At 52.5% G+C, this 20,793-nt stretch carries 22 protein-coding genes and 1 other annotated feature; of the genes, 4 read left to right on the forward strand and 18 right to left on the reverse strand.

What is annotated here, in order from left to right:
• Positions 1-28: 28 nt before the first annotated feature.
• The gene (locus ACIDEJ_RS06385) at positions 29-685 is read right to left on the reverse strand and encodes a cytochrome b/b6 domain-containing protein (protein WP_411987243.1); all 657 of its coding nucleotides are present in this window, start codon (positions 683-685) and stop codon (positions 29-31) included.
• A gap of 342 nt (positions 686-1,027) precedes the next feature.
• Between ACIDEJ_RS06385 and hpf the strand changes: the two genes are divergently transcribed.
• Positions 1,028-1,363: a ribosome hibernation-promoting factor, HPF/YfiA family gene (hpf, locus tag ACIDEJ_RS06390; RefSeq protein ID WP_411987244.1), complete on the forward strand. Its 336-nt coding sequence runs from the start codon at positions 1,028-1,030 to the stop codon at positions 1,361-1,363.
• Positions 1,364-1,473: 110 nt separating this feature from the next.
• Positions 1,474-1,590: a sequence feature (Phe leader region), on the forward strand.
• A gap of 33 nt (positions 1,591-1,623) precedes the next feature.
• The gene (gene pheA, locus ACIDEJ_RS06395; protein ID WP_411987245.1) at positions 1,624-3,591 is read left to right on the forward strand and encodes a prephenate dehydratase; all 1,968 of its coding nucleotides are present in this window, start codon (positions 1,624-1,626) and stop codon (positions 3,589-3,591) included.
• A 129-nt stretch (positions 3,592-3,720) separates the two neighbouring features.
• Here pheA and ACIDEJ_RS06400 read toward each other — a convergent pair whose 3' ends face one another.
• The 10 genes from ACIDEJ_RS06400 to ffh all read right to left on the reverse strand — a co-directional run bounded on the left by ACIDEJ_RS06400 (position 3,721) and on the right by ffh (position 13,130).
• A complete protein-coding gene (locus ACIDEJ_RS06400; protein WP_411987246.1) occupies positions 3,721-4,056 on the reverse strand; it encodes a hypothetical protein in 336 nt (111 codons plus the stop codon).
• Between the two features lie 111 nt (positions 4,057-4,167).
• Positions 4,168-5,256, reverse strand: a complete 1,089-nt coding sequence (locus ACIDEJ_RS06405; protein ID WP_411987247.1) for an FAD-binding oxidoreductase — start codon at positions 5,254-5,256, stop codon at positions 4,168-4,170.
• Positions 5,257-5,309: 53 nt separating this feature from the next.
• Entirely contained in the window at positions 5,310-6,968 is a 1,659-nt protein-coding gene (hcp, locus tag ACIDEJ_RS06410) for a hydroxylamine reductase (protein ID WP_411987248.1), read from the reverse strand.
• A 227-nt stretch (positions 6,969-7,195) separates the two neighbouring features.
• Complete coding sequence (tyrA, locus tag ACIDEJ_RS06415) at positions 7,196-8,335, reverse strand: bifunctional chorismate mutase/prephenate dehydrogenase (protein ID WP_411987249.1); 1,140 nt, start codon at positions 8,333-8,335, stop codon at positions 7,196-7,198.
• A 13-nt stretch (positions 8,336-8,348) separates the two neighbouring features.
• On the reverse strand, positions 8,349-9,455 hold the full coding sequence (locus ACIDEJ_RS06420; RefSeq protein WP_411987250.1) for a 3-deoxy-7-phosphoheptulonate synthase: 1,107 nt from the start codon (positions 9,453-9,455) through the stop codon (positions 8,349-8,351).
• Positions 9,456-9,641: 186 nt separating this feature from the next.
• Positions 9,642-9,995 carry a 50S ribosomal protein L19 gene (gene rplS / locus ACIDEJ_RS06425; protein ID WP_411987251.1) on the reverse strand — a complete coding sequence of 118 codons (354 nt, stop codon included), beginning with the start codon at positions 9,993-9,995 and terminating at the stop codon, positions 9,642-9,644.
• 33 nt (positions 9,996-10,028) lie between these two features.
• Positions 10,029-10,772, reverse strand: a complete 744-nt coding sequence (gene trmD / locus ACIDEJ_RS06430; protein WP_411987252.1) for a tRNA (guanosine(37)-N1)-methyltransferase TrmD — start codon at positions 10,770-10,772, stop codon at positions 10,029-10,031.
• 16 nt (positions 10,773-10,788) lie between these two features.
• Complete coding sequence (gene rimM / locus ACIDEJ_RS06435) at positions 10,789-11,319, reverse strand: ribosome maturation factor RimM (RefSeq protein WP_411987253.1); 531 nt, start codon at positions 11,317-11,319, stop codon at positions 10,789-10,791.
• A gap of 21 nt (positions 11,320-11,340) precedes the next feature.
• Positions 11,341-11,589, reverse strand: a complete 249-nt coding sequence (gene rpsP, locus ACIDEJ_RS06440; RefSeq protein ID WP_411987254.1) for a 30S ribosomal protein S16 — start codon at positions 11,587-11,589, stop codon at positions 11,341-11,343.
• Between the two features lie 167 nt (positions 11,590-11,756).
• Positions 11,757-13,130 (reverse strand): signal recognition particle protein, encoded by a 1,374-nt coding sequence (ffh, locus tag ACIDEJ_RS06445; protein WP_411987255.1) that lies wholly within the window; start codon positions 13,128-13,130, stop codon positions 11,757-11,759.
• Positions 13,131-13,428: 298 nt separating this feature from the next.
• Between ffh and ACIDEJ_RS06450 the strand changes: the two genes are divergently transcribed.
• Together ACIDEJ_RS06450 and ACIDEJ_RS06455 are read left to right on the forward strand one after the other, a co-directional pair.
• Positions 13,429-14,217: a cytochrome C assembly family protein gene (locus ACIDEJ_RS06450; protein WP_411987256.1), complete on the forward strand. Its 789-nt coding sequence runs from the start codon at positions 13,429-13,431 to the stop codon at positions 14,215-14,217.
• A 99-nt stretch (positions 14,218-14,316) separates the two neighbouring features.
• On the forward strand, positions 14,317-15,585 hold the full coding sequence (locus ACIDEJ_RS06455) for an HlyC/CorC family transporter (protein ID WP_411987257.1): 1,269 nt from the start codon (positions 14,317-14,319) through the stop codon (positions 15,583-15,585).
• Between the two features lie 51 nt (positions 15,586-15,636).
• Here ACIDEJ_RS06455 and ACIDEJ_RS06460 read toward each other — a convergent pair whose 3' ends face one another.
• The 7 genes from ACIDEJ_RS06460 to lepB are packed head-to-tail and all read right to left on the reverse strand — an operon-like array spanning position 15,637 to position 20,651.
• On the reverse strand, positions 15,637-16,164 hold the full coding sequence (locus ACIDEJ_RS06460; protein WP_411987258.1) for an Mpo1 family 2-hydroxy fatty acid dioxygenase: 528 nt from the start codon (positions 16,162-16,164) through the stop codon (positions 15,637-15,639).
• A gap of 52 nt (positions 16,165-16,216) precedes the next feature.
• Positions 16,217-16,594, reverse strand: a complete 378-nt coding sequence (gene acpS, locus ACIDEJ_RS06465) for a holo-ACP synthase (protein WP_411987259.1) — start codon at positions 16,592-16,594, stop codon at positions 16,217-16,219.
• 3 nt (positions 16,595-16,597) lie between these two features.
• Positions 16,598-17,335 carry a pyridoxine 5'-phosphate synthase gene (gene pdxJ / locus ACIDEJ_RS06470; protein WP_411987260.1) on the reverse strand — a complete coding sequence of 246 codons (738 nt, stop codon included), beginning with the start codon at positions 17,333-17,335 and terminating at the stop codon, positions 16,598-16,600.
• Between the two features lie 51 nt (positions 17,336-17,386).
• Positions 17,387-18,067: a DNA repair protein RecO gene (gene recO, locus ACIDEJ_RS06475; protein ID WP_411987261.1), complete on the reverse strand. Its 681-nt coding sequence runs from the start codon at positions 18,065-18,067 to the stop codon at positions 17,387-17,389.
• Positions 18,068-18,073: 6 nt separating this feature from the next.
• A complete protein-coding gene (era, locus tag ACIDEJ_RS06480; protein WP_411987262.1) occupies positions 18,074-19,060 on the reverse strand; it encodes a GTPase Era in 987 nt (328 codons plus the stop codon).
• Positions 19,057-19,734: a ribonuclease III gene (gene rnc, locus ACIDEJ_RS06485; protein ID WP_411987309.1), complete on the reverse strand. Its 678-nt coding sequence runs from the start codon at positions 19,732-19,734 to the stop codon at positions 19,057-19,059. Before rnc ends, era begins: the two co-directional genes overlap by 4 nt.
• 2 nt (positions 19,735-19,736) lie before the next feature.
• Positions 19,737-20,651 carry a signal peptidase I gene (lepB, locus tag ACIDEJ_RS06490; RefSeq protein WP_411987263.1) on the reverse strand — a complete coding sequence of 305 codons (915 nt, stop codon included), beginning with the start codon at positions 20,649-20,651 and terminating at the stop codon, positions 19,737-19,739.
• Positions 20,652-20,793: the final 142 nt, after the last annotated feature.

Here is a 20,793-nt window from a genome sequence, read left to right on the forward strand (position 1 = left end):
TACCCGCTATGGGTATGGGCAAGCAAACTTAAAATCGCCCCATTAACGGCATGATTAGCCAGTAAACAATGGGGGAGGCAATCAGCAACAGTAAAATCCACCAACGTCCCATCGACACCGCTTCTGGTGCTGCCGGCACGGTGACCACGCGTTTGTTGCCGCTAATCATGCTGCCAATGAGGCCATGGCCACGCACCTCGTAAAACAGCACCGCCGCTACATGCACCGCTACCAATAACTGCAGCACATTGAAATTGCGCTTGTGCAGCCAGGTTAACAACTGTGCCGTCTCGTCACTGACCAAAGAATACCAAGGGCCTTCCGTAAAAATTTCATCCGTGGCAAACATGCCGCTCAGCAACTGAAGCAGCAACAATAGCATCAGGGCAATTACCATGTATCCCCCAACGGGGTTATGTCCGAGGTAGCCACTGCCATGCCCCTGTCGCAAATAAGCCAGCACCTTTGACGGCGTGGTGACGAAATCGCCAAACCGTGCATGCTGACTTCCCACCAGCCCCCAGGCGATTCTCAATAAAAGATTGATCATCAGCACATAAGCAAACAACTGATGCCAAACCATTTCTCCCTGCTCCGCCGACCACCACAGCAAACACACGCACACGAGCGTCAGCCAGTGAAACAGTCTTACGGGAAAATCCCATACTTTTATTTTTTGCGTCATTTTTCCATTTCCCATTATCCATAACGTTAATGGCGCCCATGCTAGCCATTCAATATTCAGCAAAGCTTAACGAAAGAAAGAAAATAGAAAATAAAGGAACGATTGGAATTTCACCAGCAGAAACAACGCGAAGACTTAAAACATGCAGTAGCCATTCATTCAAATATGGCGATTTGACCCGGTAGTTTCAAGCTTTTTCACTGACAATCTGCCAATCTTGCCCAGCGCTTCAAACTTCTGGTTCTGCAAAATTTCATTGGCAAAAAATGTTGATACCTATCACATTTAGAATGCGTGCAATTGGTAATCTGAAACCACGGGAATGAAAGAGGGTTAAACAATATGCTAAAAATCACCAGCAAAGAATTTAACGTCACCGAAGCTATCCGTAACCGCATAGAAAGTCGGCTTGAAAAGCTCGACCGTTACGATGTCCAGCTCATTAACCCCCACGTCATTATTCATACAGATGGACCTTTATTTAAAATTGAAACCTCTATCAAGCTGAACAATGGCCAGTTATTTGCCCAGGCAAAACACCAGAACCTTTACGCGGCTATCAACGCAATGGGACAGAAGCTGGAGAAACAACTGAATCGACTGACACACAAACCCGCCAAACGCACCCTGTTAACCGGGGCTGAGGCAGAAGAATATGCCACTGAATATGCGGCCTGACGTGTGTTAGCGTTCAAGCGCCCTACGGGGCGCTTTTTTTATCCATGAGCCCCCCGTTGGCTATTTTTTCGTTGACAGGTTCCAGCCTTCGCTTTAGTTTAAAACTCATGCACACAGTTAATGCTTTCTTTTTCACTTTCTTTTTTACACCTCAGCCCCGGAGGCGGTGTTAGCGTGTAAAAATCACAGTGAAAACACCAAGCCTCCCCCGCGGGAGGCTTTTTTGTCTTGAGATGCACACAGCAGGTACAGGGGTTGGAATGAAACAAGCGCCGCAACTTAACCAGATCCGAGAACAGATCACCAATGTGGACAAATCGCTGCTGGAGTTGCTGTCACAACGGCGCCAATTGAGCCTGGAAGTTGCTCGCAGCAAAGAGGTGGACATTCGTCCCATCCGGGATACCCAGCGGGAAAAGGAACTTCTCGCCCGCCTGGTCAAACTGGGCCGGGAGCAAGGGCTGGATGCCCATTATGTATTGAGCCTTTACCAAACCATCATTGAGGATTCGGTACTCAACCAACAGGCTTACCTGCAACTGCGTGCCGACGGCAGCGAGCATAAACAGCAATACATTGTGGCTTATCTGGGCGCCCGAGGCTCGTATTCCTATTTGGCCGCACATCGCTACTGTGATCGCCGCGAGCTGAAAATGCAGGATATGGGCTGCCACAGTTTTGATGAAATCATCCAAGCGGTAGAATCCGGTCATGCCGATTATGGTTTCTTACCCATTGAAAACACCTCATCGGGAGCCATTAATGAAGTTTATGACCTGTTACAGCACACGAACTTGTCAATTGTCGGCGAAACCACCATCGAGGTAGGCCATTGTTTACTGGTAAAACCCGGTACCCAAATGTCACAGATAACCACCATTTATGCCCACCCGCAGCCTATCAGTCAGTGCAGCCATTACCTCACCCAACACCCGCAATTGAAACGCCATTACTGTGCCAGTAGTGCAGAAGCCATGGAGCTGGTAAGTGAAGGCGATCAGACCATGGCCGCCATAGGCAGCGCAGAAGGCGGCAGCCTTTACCAATTGGAGCCACTGGCAAAAAATCTGGCTAATCAGAAAATCAACCAAAGCCGCTTTATTGTGGTGGCCCGCAAGGCGGTGGTGGTGCCTGAACAGCTTCCGGCCAAAACCACCCTGATTATGGCCACCGCCCAAAAACCCGGGGCGTTAGTGGATGCGCTGCTGGTGCTCAAGGCCCACAACCTCAACATGAGCAAACTGGAATCCCGCCCCATTCCCGGCACCCCATGGGAAGAGATGTTTTATCTGGATATTGATGGCAATACCGCCCACCCTAATGTGCAACATGCGCTCCATGAGCTGGAGCGACTCACCCGTTTTCTCAAGGTGCTGGGCTGCTATGCCTCTGAAAATGTCAAACCCACCCGACTGGAAAACCACCAGCTGATGATTGAACCGGACAGCTCCAAGCAAACCGTTGCCACACCCGGCAGCAAAGACATGACCACCGCCGGGGGAACCGGCACAGACGCCCGTTATTTGCGGCGGGATGATACTGACAAAACAGAGGTGATCAGCGGCGAGCTGCATGTGGGCAATGGCAGTCTCAGTGCCATGATTGCACTCAATGCCAAAGCCGTACAGCACAATCTGGCACAAGTGGCCCTCACCCTGCGCGAAGCGGGTTTTCAGGCGGTGATCCTCCATCAGGCGGAGCATTTCCCGGCAGAACAATTGGTCGCACTCAGGCAACAACTCAATCATGCAGGCCTGCAATGCGTGATTGCCATCCAGCAACAGCAAAATCCGGCCATGCTGCAACCTTATGCCGACATGTTGCTGTTAACCGGTAAACAGATGTTCAATGACAGCTTGCTGACGCAACTCGGGGCGCTCAACCTGCCGGTACTGCTTGAGCGCAACACCATGGCAAGCGAGCAGGACTGGCTGGCGGCGGCAGAAAAATTGCTCTCATGTGGCAATCAGCAATTAATGCTGATTGAAGCCGGCATTCGCAGTTTCAATCACCCGGAAGAGCTGACCCTTGATTTGGCATCAGTGATAAACCTTCAGGCCATCACCCACTTGCCCATACTGATAAACCTTGGTTTTATTGATGCCGCCTTGCATGCCCAATTGGCACAGGCCGCCAACCGACTGCAGGTTGACGGTGTCATATTCAGCGAAGGTGACATCACCCGCCAAAGCCAGCTGCTGGCACAGCTTTATCAACAGCGACGCTAAAACCGCGCTCAGATTACGGCAAGACTGCAGCAAAACGTAAAAAGTCCGGCACATGACCGGACTTTTTACGTGGACACTGATTACATGGACACTGATAAATGCTTACAGCCCATCACATGGCATGCGGCATCACATTGGCACTCCATCGGTTAAATTCAACCAGCCTTTAAAAATCCGGTAGCTGAACCAAATGACCCCAAAGGCAAAAAAGCTCAGGCTGAGCCACAACGGCCCGGTCCAGTATCCCAGCGCTATCAGTAGCAACAAACCAAAGCTGCTATGACGCTGCCAGCGCAAATGACTGCCCATGAGCGATAAAGGCGCAATATGCCGTTGACTGAAATTAATCAGCAATCCCAACACCACCGGCAGTAAAAATAACGGGAAGGCACACATAAGGCCATACAGCAGGTGCCCCAGACTGCGGTCTTCATCAAGCAGAAATTGCGACGGTGATTCGGTCATCATGTTCTCCAGCCAACATCAGTGAAGATAGGGCCAGCAACGACCCGTAATTTAACCATACTGTGTGTTATGCATTTGTGCAATGCTCAAAGCGCAAATCCCGGTCCCGTATCAAAGGGTTAATAACAACTCCACATCCGATAAAGGTGTGCTGGAGCAAGCCAGCACCATGCCTTGGGCAATCTCTTTCGCAGTGAGGGTTTGTGTACTGCTTGAGGCCACATGCCCCTTAACCACTTTGCATTTGCAAGCACCGCAAACGCCGCTGCGACATGCCGCGATGATGGGCAGCTGCATGGATTCAATGCCATCCAACAGGGTTTGCTCGGCCGCAAGCCGGGTACTGTGGGCATCGACACGCAATCCATAGTCATTGCCCATCGAGGTGCCAGTTGGTGATGGTAAGTTCCCGGTAAAGCTTTCCTGATGGTAGTTGCACATATCAAATCCCACCGTTGCAAACAGCCTGCGGGTTGCTGCCATGAAACGCTCCGGGCCACACACATACACGGTGCGATCATGAAAATCCGGCGCCAATGCCGTCAATTTTTGCACATCCAAATGCCCCGAATGCCATGTGGATAACGGGCTTTTGCTTGATGGCGCCTCATGTTGTAACAATAGCCCCAGCGAAAACCCCTTATGATGCTGCGCCATGGCGCTCAAGCCGTCATGAAAAATCATGTCCTCACGGCTGCGAGCACTGTGAATGCAGCAGATATCGGCTTCGCTGCCCTGGGTATCCGTCAGGAAGCGGCTCATGGAATAAATGGGGGTAATGCCACAACCGGCGCTGAGAAACAGGTAACGCTCAGCGGGTATGTCTATCAGATTGAAATCGCCATGGGGGCCGGATGCCTGCAAACGATGCCCCGGCTGCAGGTGGTCCAGCAGGTAATTGGAAACCTTGCCGCCAGGCACCCGCTTAATGGTAACCATCAGCGAATGGGGCCGCGATGGCGATGAGGCAATGGTATAGGCCCGGTGCAGCAGTTCACCGCCGATGTCCAGATGGAATATCAAAAACTGTCCGGGCTTAAACAGGAATGTCACAGGCTCTACGGCCCGGAAGCGAAAACTCACCACATCGGCGGTCTCCTGCCAGCGGGCACTGCACACCAGCCTGATTTTCCCCTGTTGCCAAGGAGTGGCCGCCAAATGGCTCATGGCGGTAGCTTGCACTCGTGCCGTCATTGTCATGAATTTTCCCCTATCACGCAGAGCGCGGCGAATGCCGCGCTCATGCTGTTACCTCAGGCTGCCCCAAGAATGCTTTGCAGATCTTCATCCACACTGGTCACATTGCGCAGACCGAATCTGTCTTCCAGCACTTGCAGTAAATTAGGGGTCAAGAACGCCGGCGGCGTCGGGCCGGTACGGATGTTTTTAACGCCCAATGACAATAACGTCAGCAAAATGACAATGGCTTTTTGCTCAAACCAGGACAACACCAGACTCAGCGGCAACTCGTTAACGCCGCACTCAAATACCTCAGACAATGCCAGTGCCAGTTGGATGGCAGCGTAAGCATCGTTACACTGGCCGATATCCAGCAGTCTGGGAATGCCGTTGATCTCCCCGAAATCCAGTTTGTTGAATTTATACTTGCCGCATCCCAGCGTCAGGATCAGGCTGTCTTTGGGGGTTGCCTTGGCAAAATCGGTAAAATAGCTGCGTTCAGCCTTGTCACCATCGCATCCTCCCACCAAAAAGAAATGGCGGATATTGCCGTTTTTGACATTTTCCACCACCGCTGGAGCGGCATTCATCAAGGTATTTCGGGCAAATCCAATGGTGATCCGGTGGGGAATTTCATCATAGTTAAAGCCATCCAGTGCCAGCGCCATCTCAATCACGTCACTGAAATCATCCCCATGCACATGGGTAACACCGGGCCAGCCGACAATGCTACGGGTGAAAATGCGCTTGGCATATTGGCCCACATTGGGGTCGATAATGCAGTTTGAGGTCATCACCACCGGCCCGGGGAAATTGGCAAACTCTTTTTGCTGGTTTTGCCAGGCACTGCCATAGTTCCCCACCAGGTGCGGATATTTTTTCAAGTGGGGATAAGCCAGTGCCGGCAGCATTTCACCATGGGTGTAAACATTAATCCCCTTGCCGGCACTTTGCTGCAAAATCAGCTCCAGATCCTTCATGTCATGACCAGACACCAATATGGCTTTGCCCTTTATCGGTTTGGTGTTGACCTGGGTAGGCTCCGGATGGCCAAAAGCGGCGGTTTCGCCCGTATCCAGCATGGCCATCACCTGATAATTGAGCTGACCAATCTCCATGGCGGTGCTGAACAGTTGCTCCGCATCTTCGCTGTCTGTGGCCAAAAAACCCATGATCTCATGAAACCTGGCGGCCACCTCAGGATTGGTCTGCCCCAAAACCCGGGCATGCTCCATGTAGGCTGCCGCCCCTTTCAAACCGTATAAACACAATAGCCGCAGCCCCAGAATATCTTCATGCACCTCGCCGCGATTGGGGGCTGCCTGCTTGGCCTGTGCTAACAACGCCTCTTTGGTGCTGGCAGGCTGCAAAGTGGCAGCTGGCGGCAAGGTGGCCGGCACAAGATGCTGCTCAGCACACAAATGCAGATATTGCGCCTGCAAGCGATTGCGTAATGCGCTGGCGTGATGGAGATAGTCCACAATCCGCTCGTCATCAAAATTCACATTGGTCAGGGTGGCGAAAAACGCCTTGGGCACAAAGGTGTCCGCTTCTTCATCAACCACCCCCAGCGGTCGCAACTGGGCGGCATACAGCGATACCCCTTGCAGCTGGTAAATTAACAAATCCTGAAGATCGGACGTTGAAGCCTGTTTGCCACACATGCCTTGGGCGTAACGGCAGCCGTTACCCGCAGGCGTTTTGATGGTTTGCTCACATTGAATACAAAACACGGGAGGTCTCCTTTTAATCATGCTTTTATTTTGCATGTTTAAAAGCAGTGTAATGGAAACCATAAAAAGACCAACAACATGAATGCAAAAGAGCGAGGCAGATCACTGTGCATTTTGTGGAATGGTGGCGATAAAAATCACTAACACAATGATATACAGATAAAAAAATGTCCTTAACCTGAGTTAAGGACAAGCTACGTCAAGGAAGGCTGTAACACGGGGTGATGTCAGTGGCTTTTCAAATCGTTAACCGACTGCAGCATGGCCCGGCTTTCATGCTGAAATTGCGGTGCCAGCTCGCCAAACCACTGCGCCACCTCCTGAAAACGGCGCACAAACTCCTGCCGGTCGCCGGATTCCAGCACCGTGAGAGCTTCGGCATAATTGGCCAGGTAATCGGAAATGGCTTTTAAACTATCCTTTTGGGCAAAGATGATGTCGGCGTACAGCTCAGGGCTTTGCGCAAACAAGCGCCCCACCATGGCCAGCTCCAGCCGATAAATGGGAGAACTGAACTGCAGCAGGCTTTGCATGTCGGCCTGCTCCCGGCACAGGTTCAAACCATACACAAAAGTGGAGAAATGGCGCATGGCCTGTACCAGCTGCATGGCTTTATCATGTTTGGCCGCTTTGGCTTCCACCAATCTGGCCCCCCAAATTTTAATCTGCTCCAGTAACCACTGGTAGGTTTCAGGCTGGCGGCCGTGGCAGACCACCACCACCTGTTTGGCAAAACTGCCCACATCAGGGCCAAACATGGGATGCAATCCCACCACCGGCCCGGCATGGGCCTCTAACATGGCAGATAAAGGCTCGGCCTTAATGGAGGTCAAATCCGCCAAAATGCAATTGGCGGGCAAGCGCGTCAACTGCTGGCGAATCAGTTCACAGGTGATGGCAATCGGTACGGTAACCAGCACCAGCCCGGCGCCGTCAAACAGGGTTTGTGCCTGATGCCAGTCGTCTTTATCCAGTATGCGCACATCGTAACCGGACAAACTGAACATCTGAGCGAACAACTGCCCGAGCAATCCCTTGCCGCCCACAATGACGATTTTGCCCAGATCTTCTTTCACCTGCTTGAATCCCACATCCTTTTCATTGAGGTAGGATTCACGCATCAACCGCCGTAACACATCTTCGATGAGCTGCGGCTGGATCCCCAAAGCTTCCGCCTCACTGCGGCGCTTGGCCAGCATGGCCGCTTCCCGCTCCGGCGCATAAATGGGCAATCCGGCTTTATGCTTCACCGCACCGACTTGGGCAACCAACTCCAAACGTTTATGCAGCAGGTGCAGTAACTGTTGATCCACCCCATCAATAAGATCCCGTAGTTTTTCCAGTTCTGCGGTGGTCTTTTCATTCATGTTGTATCGTCCCTCAGGCATTTGCAGCCTTGAGCATATCAAATCGGCCCGGCAGAATCGAAGCCAGTTGCTCAGCGCCCTGGCGCAGCAAAGACTCGGTAGCCCCCCAGTCAATACAGGCATCGGTTACCGACACCCCGTATTGCAGCTCGGCCAGCGGCTTGTCGCACTTCTGGTTGCCTTCAAACAGGTGACTTTCCAGCATCACGCCGATAATGGACTGGTTGCCAGCGGCAATCTGCTGAAAAATGTTGTGGCAAACCAATGGCTGGCGCCGGTGATCCTTGCTGGAGTTGCCGTGACTGCAATCAATGATGAGCCGTGCCGTCAGCCCCGCTTTGTGCAACGCCTCGGCACTTTGCGCAACGCTGTCAGCATCGTAGTTGGGCTCGGCGCCGCCACGCAAAATCACGTGTCCGTCCGGATTCCCTCGGGTTTGCAACAACGCCACCTGCCCCTGCTGGTTGATCCCCATGAAACGGTGGCGACTGGCGGCAGATTTCAAGGCGTTGATGGCCACATCCAGATTGCCATCAGTACCGTTTTTAAAACCTACCGGCATGGACAGGCCGGAGGCCATTTCCCGATGGGTCTGGGATTCGGTGGTGCGGGCGCCAATGGCCGACCAACTGATTAACTCCGAGATGTACTGGGGACTGATGGGATCCAGCGCTTCGGTGGCAACGGGCAGTTCCAGCTCAGCCAGGTACAGCATCAGTTCCCGTGCCTGGCGCAGGCCTTTTTCCAAATCAAAAGACTCATCCATGTCCGGATCGTTAATCATCCCTTTCCAGCCCACGGTGGTACGGGGCTTTTCAAAGTACACCCGCATGAGAATGTAAAACTGATCCTGCAATTCATCCCGCAGACGTTTCAGCTTCAGTGCGTATTCTTTGGCAGAGGCCAGATCATGGATGGAACAGGGGCCAGCAATCACCAGCAAGCGGTTATCGCGTTTGTGGATGATATCCGCCACCGTTTTGCGGGCATTCAAAATAAACTGATGGGCACTTTCCGACAGGGGTAATTCCTGTTTCAGTTGTTCCGGCGTAAACAGTACTTTTTCTGCATGGATCCGCACGTTTTCCAGCGGATTAACCGATTTTAATTGTTCCGACACTTACTTCACCTGCTAATTGATTTTACGCTCAAATGTATCGATGTAATGGTACGCCATTACGTTTTGAATAAGTGTGCCCTGATTTGCAGGCGGGATCAAGCACTGTTTATTTTTTTAACACAAACAAAAACCCGCCATATAGGCGGGCTTCTGTGCGAACACTTATGTTAACGAAATAGCTGGGGATTATTTAGTCACCAGTTTTTCACGGATACGTGCGGCTTTACCTGAACGTTCACGCAGATAGTACAGCTTAGCACGACGTACACGGCCACGACGTTTAACTTCAATGTTGGCAACCAGAGGACTGTGAGTCTGGAACACACGTTCAACGCCTTCACCGTTAGAGATCTTACGTACGGTGAAGCTTGAGTGCAGACCGCGGTTACGCTTGGCAATAACCACGCCTTCAAACGCCTGCAGACGTTCTTTCTCACCTTCTTTAACACGTACCTGAACGACTACGGTATCACCGGCGCCAAACGCTGGTACGTCTTGTTTCATCTGCTCATCGTTGAGCATCTTGATAATTTTGTTCATTTGCATCTCCGTTCTAGGATTAACTGAGCTTGACTACGCCGAGTCCGTTGGTTTAACAAACTGCGCCAATAACGTCTTTTGTTCGTCAGTCAGAGCTAGAGTTTCAAACAATTCCGGCCTTCGCGTCAGGGTCCTGATAAGGCTCTGCTGCAAACGCCAGCGTCTTATTTCTTCGTGGTTGCCACTAAGCAACACTGATGGAACTGCTTCACCGTCCAGTACTTCCGGCCGGGTGAAATGAGGACAATCGAGCAATCCGTCAGAGAAGGAGTCCTGCTCTGCCGAGGCTTGTTTACCCAGCACGCCGGGTACCAGCCGTGACACCGCATCGATAAGGGTCATTGCCGGTAATTCTCCGCCCGAGAGCACATAATCACCGATTGACCATTCCTCGTCGACTTCTGCCTTGATAAGGCGCTCGTCGATACCTTCGTAACGACCGCATACCAGAACCAGCTTGGAAGCCGTTGCCAGCTCAGTCACGCCTCGCTGTGTCAGCTTGCGCCCCTGAGGTGACAGGTAAATCACCTTAGCACCTTCGCCCGCCGCTGCCTTGGCAGCATGTATGGCTTCACGAAGCGGCTGTACCATCATCAACATGCCTGGACCACCGCCATAAGGCCTGTCGTCCACCGTATTGTGACGGTCGTACGTAAAATCACGTGGATTCCACGTTTTCAGTTCCAGCAAACCGTTTCTAACGGCCCGGCCCGTGACACCAAAGTCTGTGATTGCTCGAAACATCTCCGGGAACAGGGTGATAACCCCTAACCACATAAGCTGTTTCCTCGACTCAGAAGTCCGGTTCCCAATCCACGATTATCTGTTTCGCCGTCAAGTCCACCTGTTTGATGAACTGTTCGGTGACAAAGGGGATCATGCGTTCCACTTTGCCAAAGGCATCTTTCAGGTTGGCTTTAATCAATAGTACGTCGTTGGATCCCGTTTCCACGATCTGATCAACCACGCCCATATGGTAGCCATTGGTATTAATCACTTCACAACCAATCAAGTCCCGCCAGTAGAACTCGTCTTCAGGCAGTGCTTGCATCTGTTGTGGCAAAACGCCGATGTCACAATTGGTGAGCATCTGCGCCTGCTCGCGGTTTTCCAGACCTTCCAGCAAGGCAATTACCGTATTGCCATGGAAACGCCAGCGATTGACCTTGACTTCCCGCCACTCGCCTTGCTGTTGTACCAGCCAGGGAGCATACTCAAAAATACCTTCAACAGTTTCGGTATAGGCGGTGATTCTCAGCCAACCTTTTACACCATAACTGGAACCTATCTTGCCCAATACAACTGGCTCCGGGTTACTGTTCATCAATCTATACCTTTATTGAGATCAAGCAGCTTTAGTAGCGTCTTTGATCAGTTTTGCAACACGTTCGCTGGTGGCAGCACCGTTAGACAGCCAATGCTGTACACGGTCCATGTCCAGACGCAGTGTTTCTTCCTGACCGCGGGCCAGTGGGTTGAAGAAACCTACACGCTCGATGAAACGACCGTTGCGTGCATTGCGGCTGTCAGCCACTACGATGTTGTAAAATGGACGCTTTTTAGCGCCACCACGAGATAAACGAATGGTAACCATGCGTTCTAGTTCCTCTGTTTGATTTGCTTGCCAGCAAAATAAAAACTGGAACCCTGTGTTCGCCAAGAGTCCCAGCATAGAAAGCCGGAGAATTTTACCTGACTTTTAGCCAATTGCAACCGCATCAGGCCAAAATTCCCCCAGCCAAAGCTGTGTCTGTTACCGGATTAACGTCTGGGCAGGCGCATTCCCGGTGGCATCATCCCGCCAAGGCCGCGCATCATTTTGCTCATGCCCCCTTTGGCGGACATTTTCTTCATCATTTTCTGCATTTGGGCAAACTGTTTCAGCAGGCGGTTGACATCCTGGATCTGAGTGCCGGAACCCGCGGCGATACGGCGTTTGCGTGAACCTTTGATAATGTCGGGATGGCGGCGCTCGCCGGGCGTCATGGAGTTGATAATGGCTTCCATCTGGCCGGTCATCTTGCCCTCTTGCAGTTGTGCCATGGCATCGGGGGGCAATTTGCCCACCCCGGGCATTTTTTCAATCATGCTCATCATGCCGCCCATGTTTTTCATCTGCTGCAACTGTTCGCGGAAATCTTCCAAATCAAAGCCGCCGCCGGATTTGACTTTTTGCGCCAGTTTCAGGGCTTTTTCTTTGTCAACGCCGCGCTCAACCTGTTCAATCAGTGACAGTACGTCACCCATGCCCAGGATACGTGAGGCAACCCTGTCCGGATGGAAAGGCTCCAGGGCATCGGTTTTTTCACCCACCCCCAAGAATTTGATGGGCTTGCCCGTAATATGGCGAATGGACAGCGCCGCGCCGCCGCGGGCATCGCCGTCCACTTTTGTCAGGATGACCCCGGTGAGCGGCAACGCATCATTAAACGCCTTGGCGGTATTGGCCGCATCCTGGCCGGTCATGGCATCCACCACAAACAGGGTTTCAATGGGAGCCACAGCGGCATGCAGTGCCTTGATTTCATCCATCATGGCTTCATCAACGTGCAACCGCCCGGCGGTATCCACAATCACCACGTCAATGAACTTGCGTTTGGCGTGGGCAATGGCCGCATTGGCAATGTCCACCGGTTTTTGGCCCACATCCGAGGGGAAAAATTCCACTTCAACTTCTTGGGCCAGGGTTTCCAGCTGCTTGATGGCGGCAGGGCGGTAAACGTCGGCACTCACCACCAGCACGGATTTTTTCTGGCGGGTACGCAGGAATTTGGCAAGTTTGGCCACACTGGTGGTTTTACCGGCCCCTTGCAACCCGGCCATCATTAATACGGCAGGCGGCTGGGTGGCAAGGTTCAGGACCTCGTTGGCCTCGCCCATGGCCCGTTCCAGTTCGCTCTGGACAATTTTGATGAACACCTGTCCGGGCGTCAGGCTTTTGGTAACCTCCTGACCGACAGCGCGCTCTTTCACACTGTTGACAAATTCCCGCACCACCGGCAATGCCACATCGGCTTCTAGCAATGCCATGCGCACTTCACGCAAGGTGTCCTTAACATTCTCTTCGGTGAGACGACCTCGACCACTGATATTTTTGAGTGTTCGGGAAAGACGCTCGGAAAGGTTCTCAAACATGGTGTGATCTGTTCCGTTTTTCAATTGCTGCAGTTGGGCGTATTATAACTATGTCGGGGCAAGATGCCACCAAGCAAGACGCCGCCGCTTATCGTAAATCATGATGACAGCCCTCACCACGCATGCGGGTGTGCTGCCAGGACGCGGCCCTAGCATTGACGTTTAAAAATGGCAAACAAACTAATTTTGTTGTCTGTATCACTGCCCAAGTATGCATCGCTCATGTTATTCTTGAAGCAGTAATTTTTTGTGGTTTCGCACCGCAATACTTATCAATAAAGGAATAGGTTAACATCTGATGGTCATTCTTCCTGCTGTTGCAATGGCATTTTACGCCGTGGCACTGATTTTGGTGACAAGTCGCCTTTTTCATCCCCAAGGACCGAACAGGAAACTGGTGACAATTTTTGCGGCCATTGGCGTGGTGTTGCATGCTTTGGCGCTGTATCCCGCCATCTTTACCGCGGATGGACAAAACTTCAGTTTAACCAACGTCATTTCCATGGTGTGCTGGATTATTGCCCTGATGTTTACCATCGTGATGTCTCACATCAAGGTCATCGTGGTAGTGCCAGTGGTGTTTGCCTGCGCCATTATCGGCGTGGCGCTACTGTGGCTGGTGCCGCCACAATACATACTGCATTTTGACGAACACCCAGCAGTATTGGTGCATGTGGTGCTATCGCTCATGGCCTACAGTGCCTTGCTGATTGCCGCGCTGTATGCCTTGCAGTTGATGTTCATTCAGAACAAGCTGAAAAACAAGCAGCCGCTGGTTGCTCATGCCATTCCGCCGCTGCTTACCGTTGAAAAACAGTTGTACCATCTTGTCATCATCGGCCTTATTTTGCTGAGTTTGTCGCTGGCTACCGGCTTTATCTTCATGGACAGCATGTTCTCCGGCGGCCAGGGCCATAAAGCGGTGTTGTCCATCATGGCCTGGTTTGTCTATATCGCCATGCTGTGGCAACAGTACACCATCGGTTGTCGCATCAAGACTGCCGTCATCTACACCATCTTGGGAGCCGTGCTGTTGTCACTGGCATATTTCGGCGCCCGGGCGGTTAAAGAGCTGATCCTCAACTGATAAACACCACCGGCAGTGGCCAATCCGCTGCCGGTTTGCTTGACACCTAAAATAATTCCCAGTATTTACTAAGCTTACTATTGCTTACGGAGCCCCTTTTTGGACGCTATATCGACCGGCGCACTTCTGTTCATTCTATTTGCCCTGATCCTGATTTCCGCCTATTTTTCCGGTTCAGAAACCGCCATGATGACCTTGAACCGTTATCGTCTGCGCCATCTTGCCGATAATGGCCACAAAGGTGCCCAGCGAGCATTGAAACTGCTGGAGCGACCCGATCGGTTAATTGGCCTTATCCTGATTGGCAACAACCTGGTGAACATTCTGGCCTCGGCGGTTGCGACGGTTTTGGGGATGCGGCTGTATGGTGATGCCGGGATTGCCGTGGCCACCGGCATGCTCACATTTGTCGTCCTGATTTTTGCCGAAGTAACCCCCAAGACCCTCGCGGCCTTACGCCCTGAGCCTGTGGCATTCCCGTCGAGCCTTATCCTGAAATGGCTACTGGTACTGTTGTTGCCCTTGGTGAAAGTCATGAACTGGATAACCTCCTACATCTTGAAAATGATGGGGGTGAAATCGGTCAAACACAGTGATGCGCTGAGTCAGGAAGAGCTGGCAACCGTGGTACATGAAGCCGGTGCCCTGATCCCCAGACGCAACCGGGAGATGTTGCTGTCGGTACTGGACTTGGGCAATGTGTCGGTGGAAGACATCATGGTGCCGCGCAATGAGCTTTATGCCATTAACATCAATGATGATTTCAAGAGCATCAATAAGCAGATCATTCAAAGCCCCCACACCCGGGTGTTGCTGTACCGGGAAAATATCGACGATACCGTGGGGTTTGTACATCTGCGTGATGCCCTCAGGCTGCAATCCAAGGGGCAGTTCAGTAAATCCTCCCTGCTGCGGGCAGTAAAAGAGATTTACTACGTGCCAGAAGGCACGCCGCTCAGCGTACAGCTGGCAAACTTCCAGAAAAACAAGGAACGCATTGGCGTGGTGGTGGATGAGTACGGAGACATTCAGGGAATGGTCACCCTTGAAGATATTCTGGAAGAAATCGTGGGGGATTTCACCACGTCCATGATCCCATCGGCCAGTGAAGAAATCACGGCTCAGCAGGACGGTACCTTCATTATTGAAGCCACGGTAAACATCCGTGATCTCAATAAGGAGAAAAACTGGAACTTCCCTACGGATGGTCCCAAAACCCTGAATGGGCTTATTCTGGAATATCTGGAAGACATTCCGTCAGCCAACACCGGATTGCGTCTGGCGGGGTATCCCATGGAAATTCTTGAAGTGGCCGATAACATGATTAAAACCGTCAGGGTAATGCCCCAGTTTTACCGTGTTCCCTAAAGATTGCCACACCCTTACCCCGATATCATCACGCCATTAGGTGCGGCACCGTTATGTTCCTTGGCGTTGCTGCTCCAACTGCCGGCGCTTTTGCAGCGCCAACGGGGTTATCTGTTGCCGTAACGGCGCTAGCCAGCCCAGACAGAAATAGATCTCGGCCATTAAAAACAATGGTCCGATAAACAACTGCTGCAGATCATCAATAAAAGCCGGTTTGGCTTTTTCATGGTAATGACCTACAAACTGAAAAAGCCAACCGCAGCCAAACACCGACAACGCCAGCCATAGAGAGGCGTTGTCACTGCGATAAAGCCATTCTGCGCCCAACAATAGCATCGCCATGAAAAGCCCCATGCCGATGGCCAAGCGCCAGTGCAACCACAGGTAATAGCACATTAATGGCAGCAACAAATACGCGCCGCCACCGATGCTGCCAGCGCCCCATGGCAACCGGATGAATGATGCCAGTAAAAACAGCGACCAGATGATTAACGGAATGCCCACGAAATGGGTTGTCAGATTGACGGGATTAAGATGCACGCTTTTATAGCAAGAGAGCTGCTCTTGGGCGGTTTTCATCGGTTACCTGCATCATTGATGAGCGAGTGATGATATTAACCTTAGCCAAGGTTCAGCTTAAAATCACGGTGGCCACGGCATAATGGCGCTCATCGGCAATGGTAAGCAAGGCGCCGCTGCCACCCAATAACTGCAATCGGTCCAAGGCCCCCTCAGACAACGTCAGCTGCGGCGCCCCGAGCGCATTATTGGAAATCACCAGATGCTGAAAAGACACGCCGCTGCCGATACCGGTGCCAAGCGCCTTGGCCGCCGCTTCCTTGGCGGCAAAACGCTTGGCAAGAAAACGCACCGGTTGCTTGTGCTCATGAAATTGTGCCAGCTCTGTAGGCGTCAGCACCCGCTGCGCCAACCGTTGCAGCACAGGTGGCGACAACCGCTCCAAACGGCCGATTTCCACAATATCCGTGCCTAACCCTACAATGGCCATGGCTTACTCGCCCCTGCGGCCTTCAAGCATCAGCTGTTTCATGTCCGCAACGGCCTTTGCCAGTCCATCAATGGCTGCCCGGGCAATAATGGCATGGCCGATATTGAGCTCGTACAGCTCGGCAATGGCCGCAATGGGTTTGACGTTGTGGTAATGCAGGCCATGACCGGCATTGACCACCAACCCCTTGCTGTGGGCATAAGCGGCCATGGCACGAATGCGCTGCAGCTCCTTGGCCGCTTCGGCCTCGGTAGTGGCATCGGCATAATGTCCGGTATGGATTTCAATCACGGGAGCACCAACGGCAACGGCAGCATCAATCTGGCGCTGGTCGGCATCAATAAAGAGGGAGACACAAATCCCCGCCTCCTTAAGGCGCTGCACCGCAGTGGTCATTTTGGGCAGTTGGCCCGCCACATCCAATCCGCCTTCGGTGGTCAGCTCCTGGCGCTTTTCCGGCACCAAACAGCAATGGGGCGGTTTAACTTCGCAAGCGATGGTCAACATCTCTTCGGTCACCGCCATTTCCAGATTCATGCGGGTTTGCAGGGTTTTGGCCAGCAGGTAAATATCCCGATCCTTGATATGACGGCGGTCTTCGCGCAAGTGCACGGTAATGCCTTCAGCGCCGGCATGTTCAGCCACTGCGGCGGCATGTACCGGATCCGGGAAATCAGTACCACGGGCGTTACGCAATGTGGCGATATGGTCGATATTAACCCCTAACAGAATTCTTCCCATAACCTTTCACTCCTGATAACGATGCTGGGCAGGTTTTTGCCAGCCCAATGTTCATGCTTGATTGCTTTGCGAACCACGCGCCTGGAATAATTGCCGGCTGACCAATGGCTTGTCGCCCAGCACGGGTTGCAGTAATAACCGGGTAAGGCGCTTGGCGTATCCCCAATCTTTGTCATCCAGTTCCCTGATGGCCAGCCCCAGTAACAACCGCCCCGGAAACATGCCTTCCCCTTGGATAAAACCCGCCTCCGGTAGCCAGCGGTAACAGGCATCACGCTCCACAGCCATGCCGTTGGCATCGTGGGTCAATGACGGCAGGCAACCCAGCTCATCGAGCAGCGACAATTCAAAAAAACGCAGCGGGGGTTGGCTGAACTCCCGGGCCAGAGCCATCAGGGTTTGATGATAAGCCACAAACAGGGCTTCACCGCTTTGTACCTGTTTTAGCGCCCTTACCAGTAATTCATTCAGGTAAATGGCTGCATACAAAGCGTCCCCGGTCAGCGGAACTGCCGGGGACGCACTCTCAAGCTGCCGTAATGTTTGTAATTCACCGCGGCCATAAAGCTCAAATAACAAGGGCTGAAACGGCTGCACAATCCCCTTGACCGACCGCTTGCCGCTGCCAAGCCTGGCAACCGCATCCACTCGGCCCAGGCCGTCCACCAACAGTTTTACCAACACACTGTTTTCACGGTAGGGTTTGCTGTGCAGCACGTATCCGCGGTGCATGGGTCTTTAGTCTTCACCATAACCCAAGCTGCGCAGGGCCCGCTCATCATCGGCCCAGCCGGATTTCACTTTCACCCACACTTCGAGGAATACTTTGTTATCAAACAGCTTTTCCATGTCCAAACGGGATTCGGTGGCAATGGTACGGATGCGTTCACCATTTTTACCGATCACCATCCGCTTCTGCCCTTCCCGCTCCACCAGGATCAAGGCATTGATCTGGTAAACGCCGTTTTCCATCATTTTGAACTGTTCGATTTCCACGGTGGCATCGTAAGGCAGTTCATCCCCCAAGTAGCGCATCAGCTTTTCACGCACGATTTCCGAGGCCATGAAACGCTGGGAGCGGTCGGTAATGTAATCTTCCGGGAAAAAGTGCACGCTTTCAGGCAGGCTTGCCCGGGCCAGCGACATCAGCTTGCCCACGTTGGTGCCGGATTTTGCGGAGATGGGCACAATGTCGTCAAACGGGAATTTCTGCGCCAACGCCTGCAGATGGGGAAACAGCACATCCTTGTCTTTGACATGATCCACTTTATTCACCGCCAACACGGTTTTACGCTCATCGGCCCCGCGGCGCAGTTTATTGAGAACCATTTCATCATCGGCTGTCCAGTGCAGGCCATCCACCACAAAAATCACCATGCACACATCAGCAATGGAGCTGGAGGCGGCCCGATTCATCAGACGGTTGATGGCACGCTTCTCTTCCATGTGCAGCCCGGGCGTGTCAATAAACACCACCTGGGAGTCGCCATCGGTATGAATGCCCATAATCCGGTGACGGGTGGTTTGCGGTTTGCGGGAGGTAATGCTGACTTTTTGCCCCAGAAGCCGGTTCAGCAGGGTGGATTTCCCCACGTTGGGGCGCCCCACAATGGCCACCATGCCACAATAGGTGGTGTCATACTGAGGCTGCTCTGGCTGCTGCAGCTTGGCTAACAGATCATCCAGGCTGGGTTCCTGCTCTGGCATTTGGGGAGGTTTACTCATTTCATCAACTCCAGTACCTGAGCCGCCGCCTGTTGTTCAGCTTTGCGCCGGGAACTACCGGTTCCGGTAACCGGCTCGGACAGTTCGGCAACACGACATTCGACGGTAAATGTTTGATCATGGGCCTCACCTTCCACTTTCAGCACCTGATAAGTCGGCAGTGGTTTTTTATGGCCCTGTAGTCGTTCCTGCAATTGGGTTTTCGGATCTTTCTGCCCTTCACCGGGCTGGATGGCTTCCAGTCGCTGTTCATACCAGCCCAGCAGCAGCCCTCTGACCACTTCCAGATCCGCATCCAGATAGATGGCACCGATAATGGCCTCTACCGCATCGGCCAGAATGGATTCACGGCGAAAACCGCCGCTTTTGAGTTCGCCCGGCCCCAAGGTCAGATAATCACCCAATTTAAACTCTTTGGCTATTTTGGCCAGCATATTACCGCACACCAAAGTGGCGCGCATGCGGCTAAGGTCGCCCTCGGTCACTTTGGGAAACTGGTGGAACAGTTTGTCGGAAATGACCACCGACAAAACCGAATCCCCGAGAAACTCCAGCCGTTCATTGTGTTTGTTTGCCGCACTGCGGTGAGTCAGCGCCTGTTCCAAAAGTGATAAATCTTTAAACTGATAGCCGAGGGTTCGGCACAGTCTGGGTAAATTCTTGATGGGTTCCATCATTATTGAAGACCTCCAACACGGTTAAAACGCACACCGGTCGGGATCCAAGTGGGTAAGAAGTCATCCGGCTTGCGCTCAAATTCAAAACTAATCCAGATAACCACCGCACGGCCCACAAGGTTTTTTTCGGGCACAAAGCCCCAGAAACGGCTGTCTGTGCTGTTATCCCGGTTATCACCCATGGCAAAGTACGTACCTTCAGGAACAATGAATTCCCCGGCGGCCAAGCCATGCTGACGGAAATAGAAGGCAGTAGGCTCACCCCTTGCAGGGTCAATCAGGATATCGTGGGTTACGTCACCCAACTGTTCGCGATAACGGATTTGCGCCACCCCATCGAGGCTGAACTCGCCCCGGTTTACCTCGGCCCGCATCACCAGTCGTGGTTGCGGGCAGGGATTTTGTCCGTGGCAGGCTTCCTGAATGTATAACTGCTTGTTGTGATAGATAATCCGGTCACCGGGCAGCCCAATCACCCGCTTGATGTAATCCACGGACTCGTCTTTGGGGTATTTGAACACGATAATGTCGCCGCGTTTGGGCTCGCCGGTGGATACCAGTTTTTTGCGCCATACAGGATCTTTCAGGCCATAGGCAAATTTTTCCACCAGGATGAAATCCCCCACCAACAAGGTGGGCATCATGGAGCCGGACGGGATCTGAAAGGGTTCATACAGAAATGAGCGCAGGATCATCACGAAGGCAATGACGGGAAAGATGGACTTGGACGTTTCCACCACAACCGACTCTTGCAGCATCTGGCCTCTGAGTTCCGGGGAAAGCGCGCCCTGCCGCGCCTCTACCGCTGCCAAACGGGCACGGCGCTTGGGCGCCAGCAACCAGGCATCCAACGCCCAGACAATCCCGGTAGCTAAGGTGACTAACACTAAAAAAATCGAGAAATAGGCTGCCATCGGTCAGTAATACTCCTGCCTTGAATTCAATAAATAAAATAAACTGTTGATAACGTTGGCTTAATCTTCTGATTTTAGTGCAGCACCATTACTGCCCTGCCAATCAAAGCGCCGCAAACCGCGGCGCCAGAATACGTTATCA

This window comes from Shewanella mytili, from assembly GCF_046765975.1.
In the GTDB taxonomy this organism is placed as follows: Bacteria; Pseudomonadota; Gammaproteobacteria; order Enterobacterales; family Shewanellaceae; genus Shewanella; species Shewanella mytili.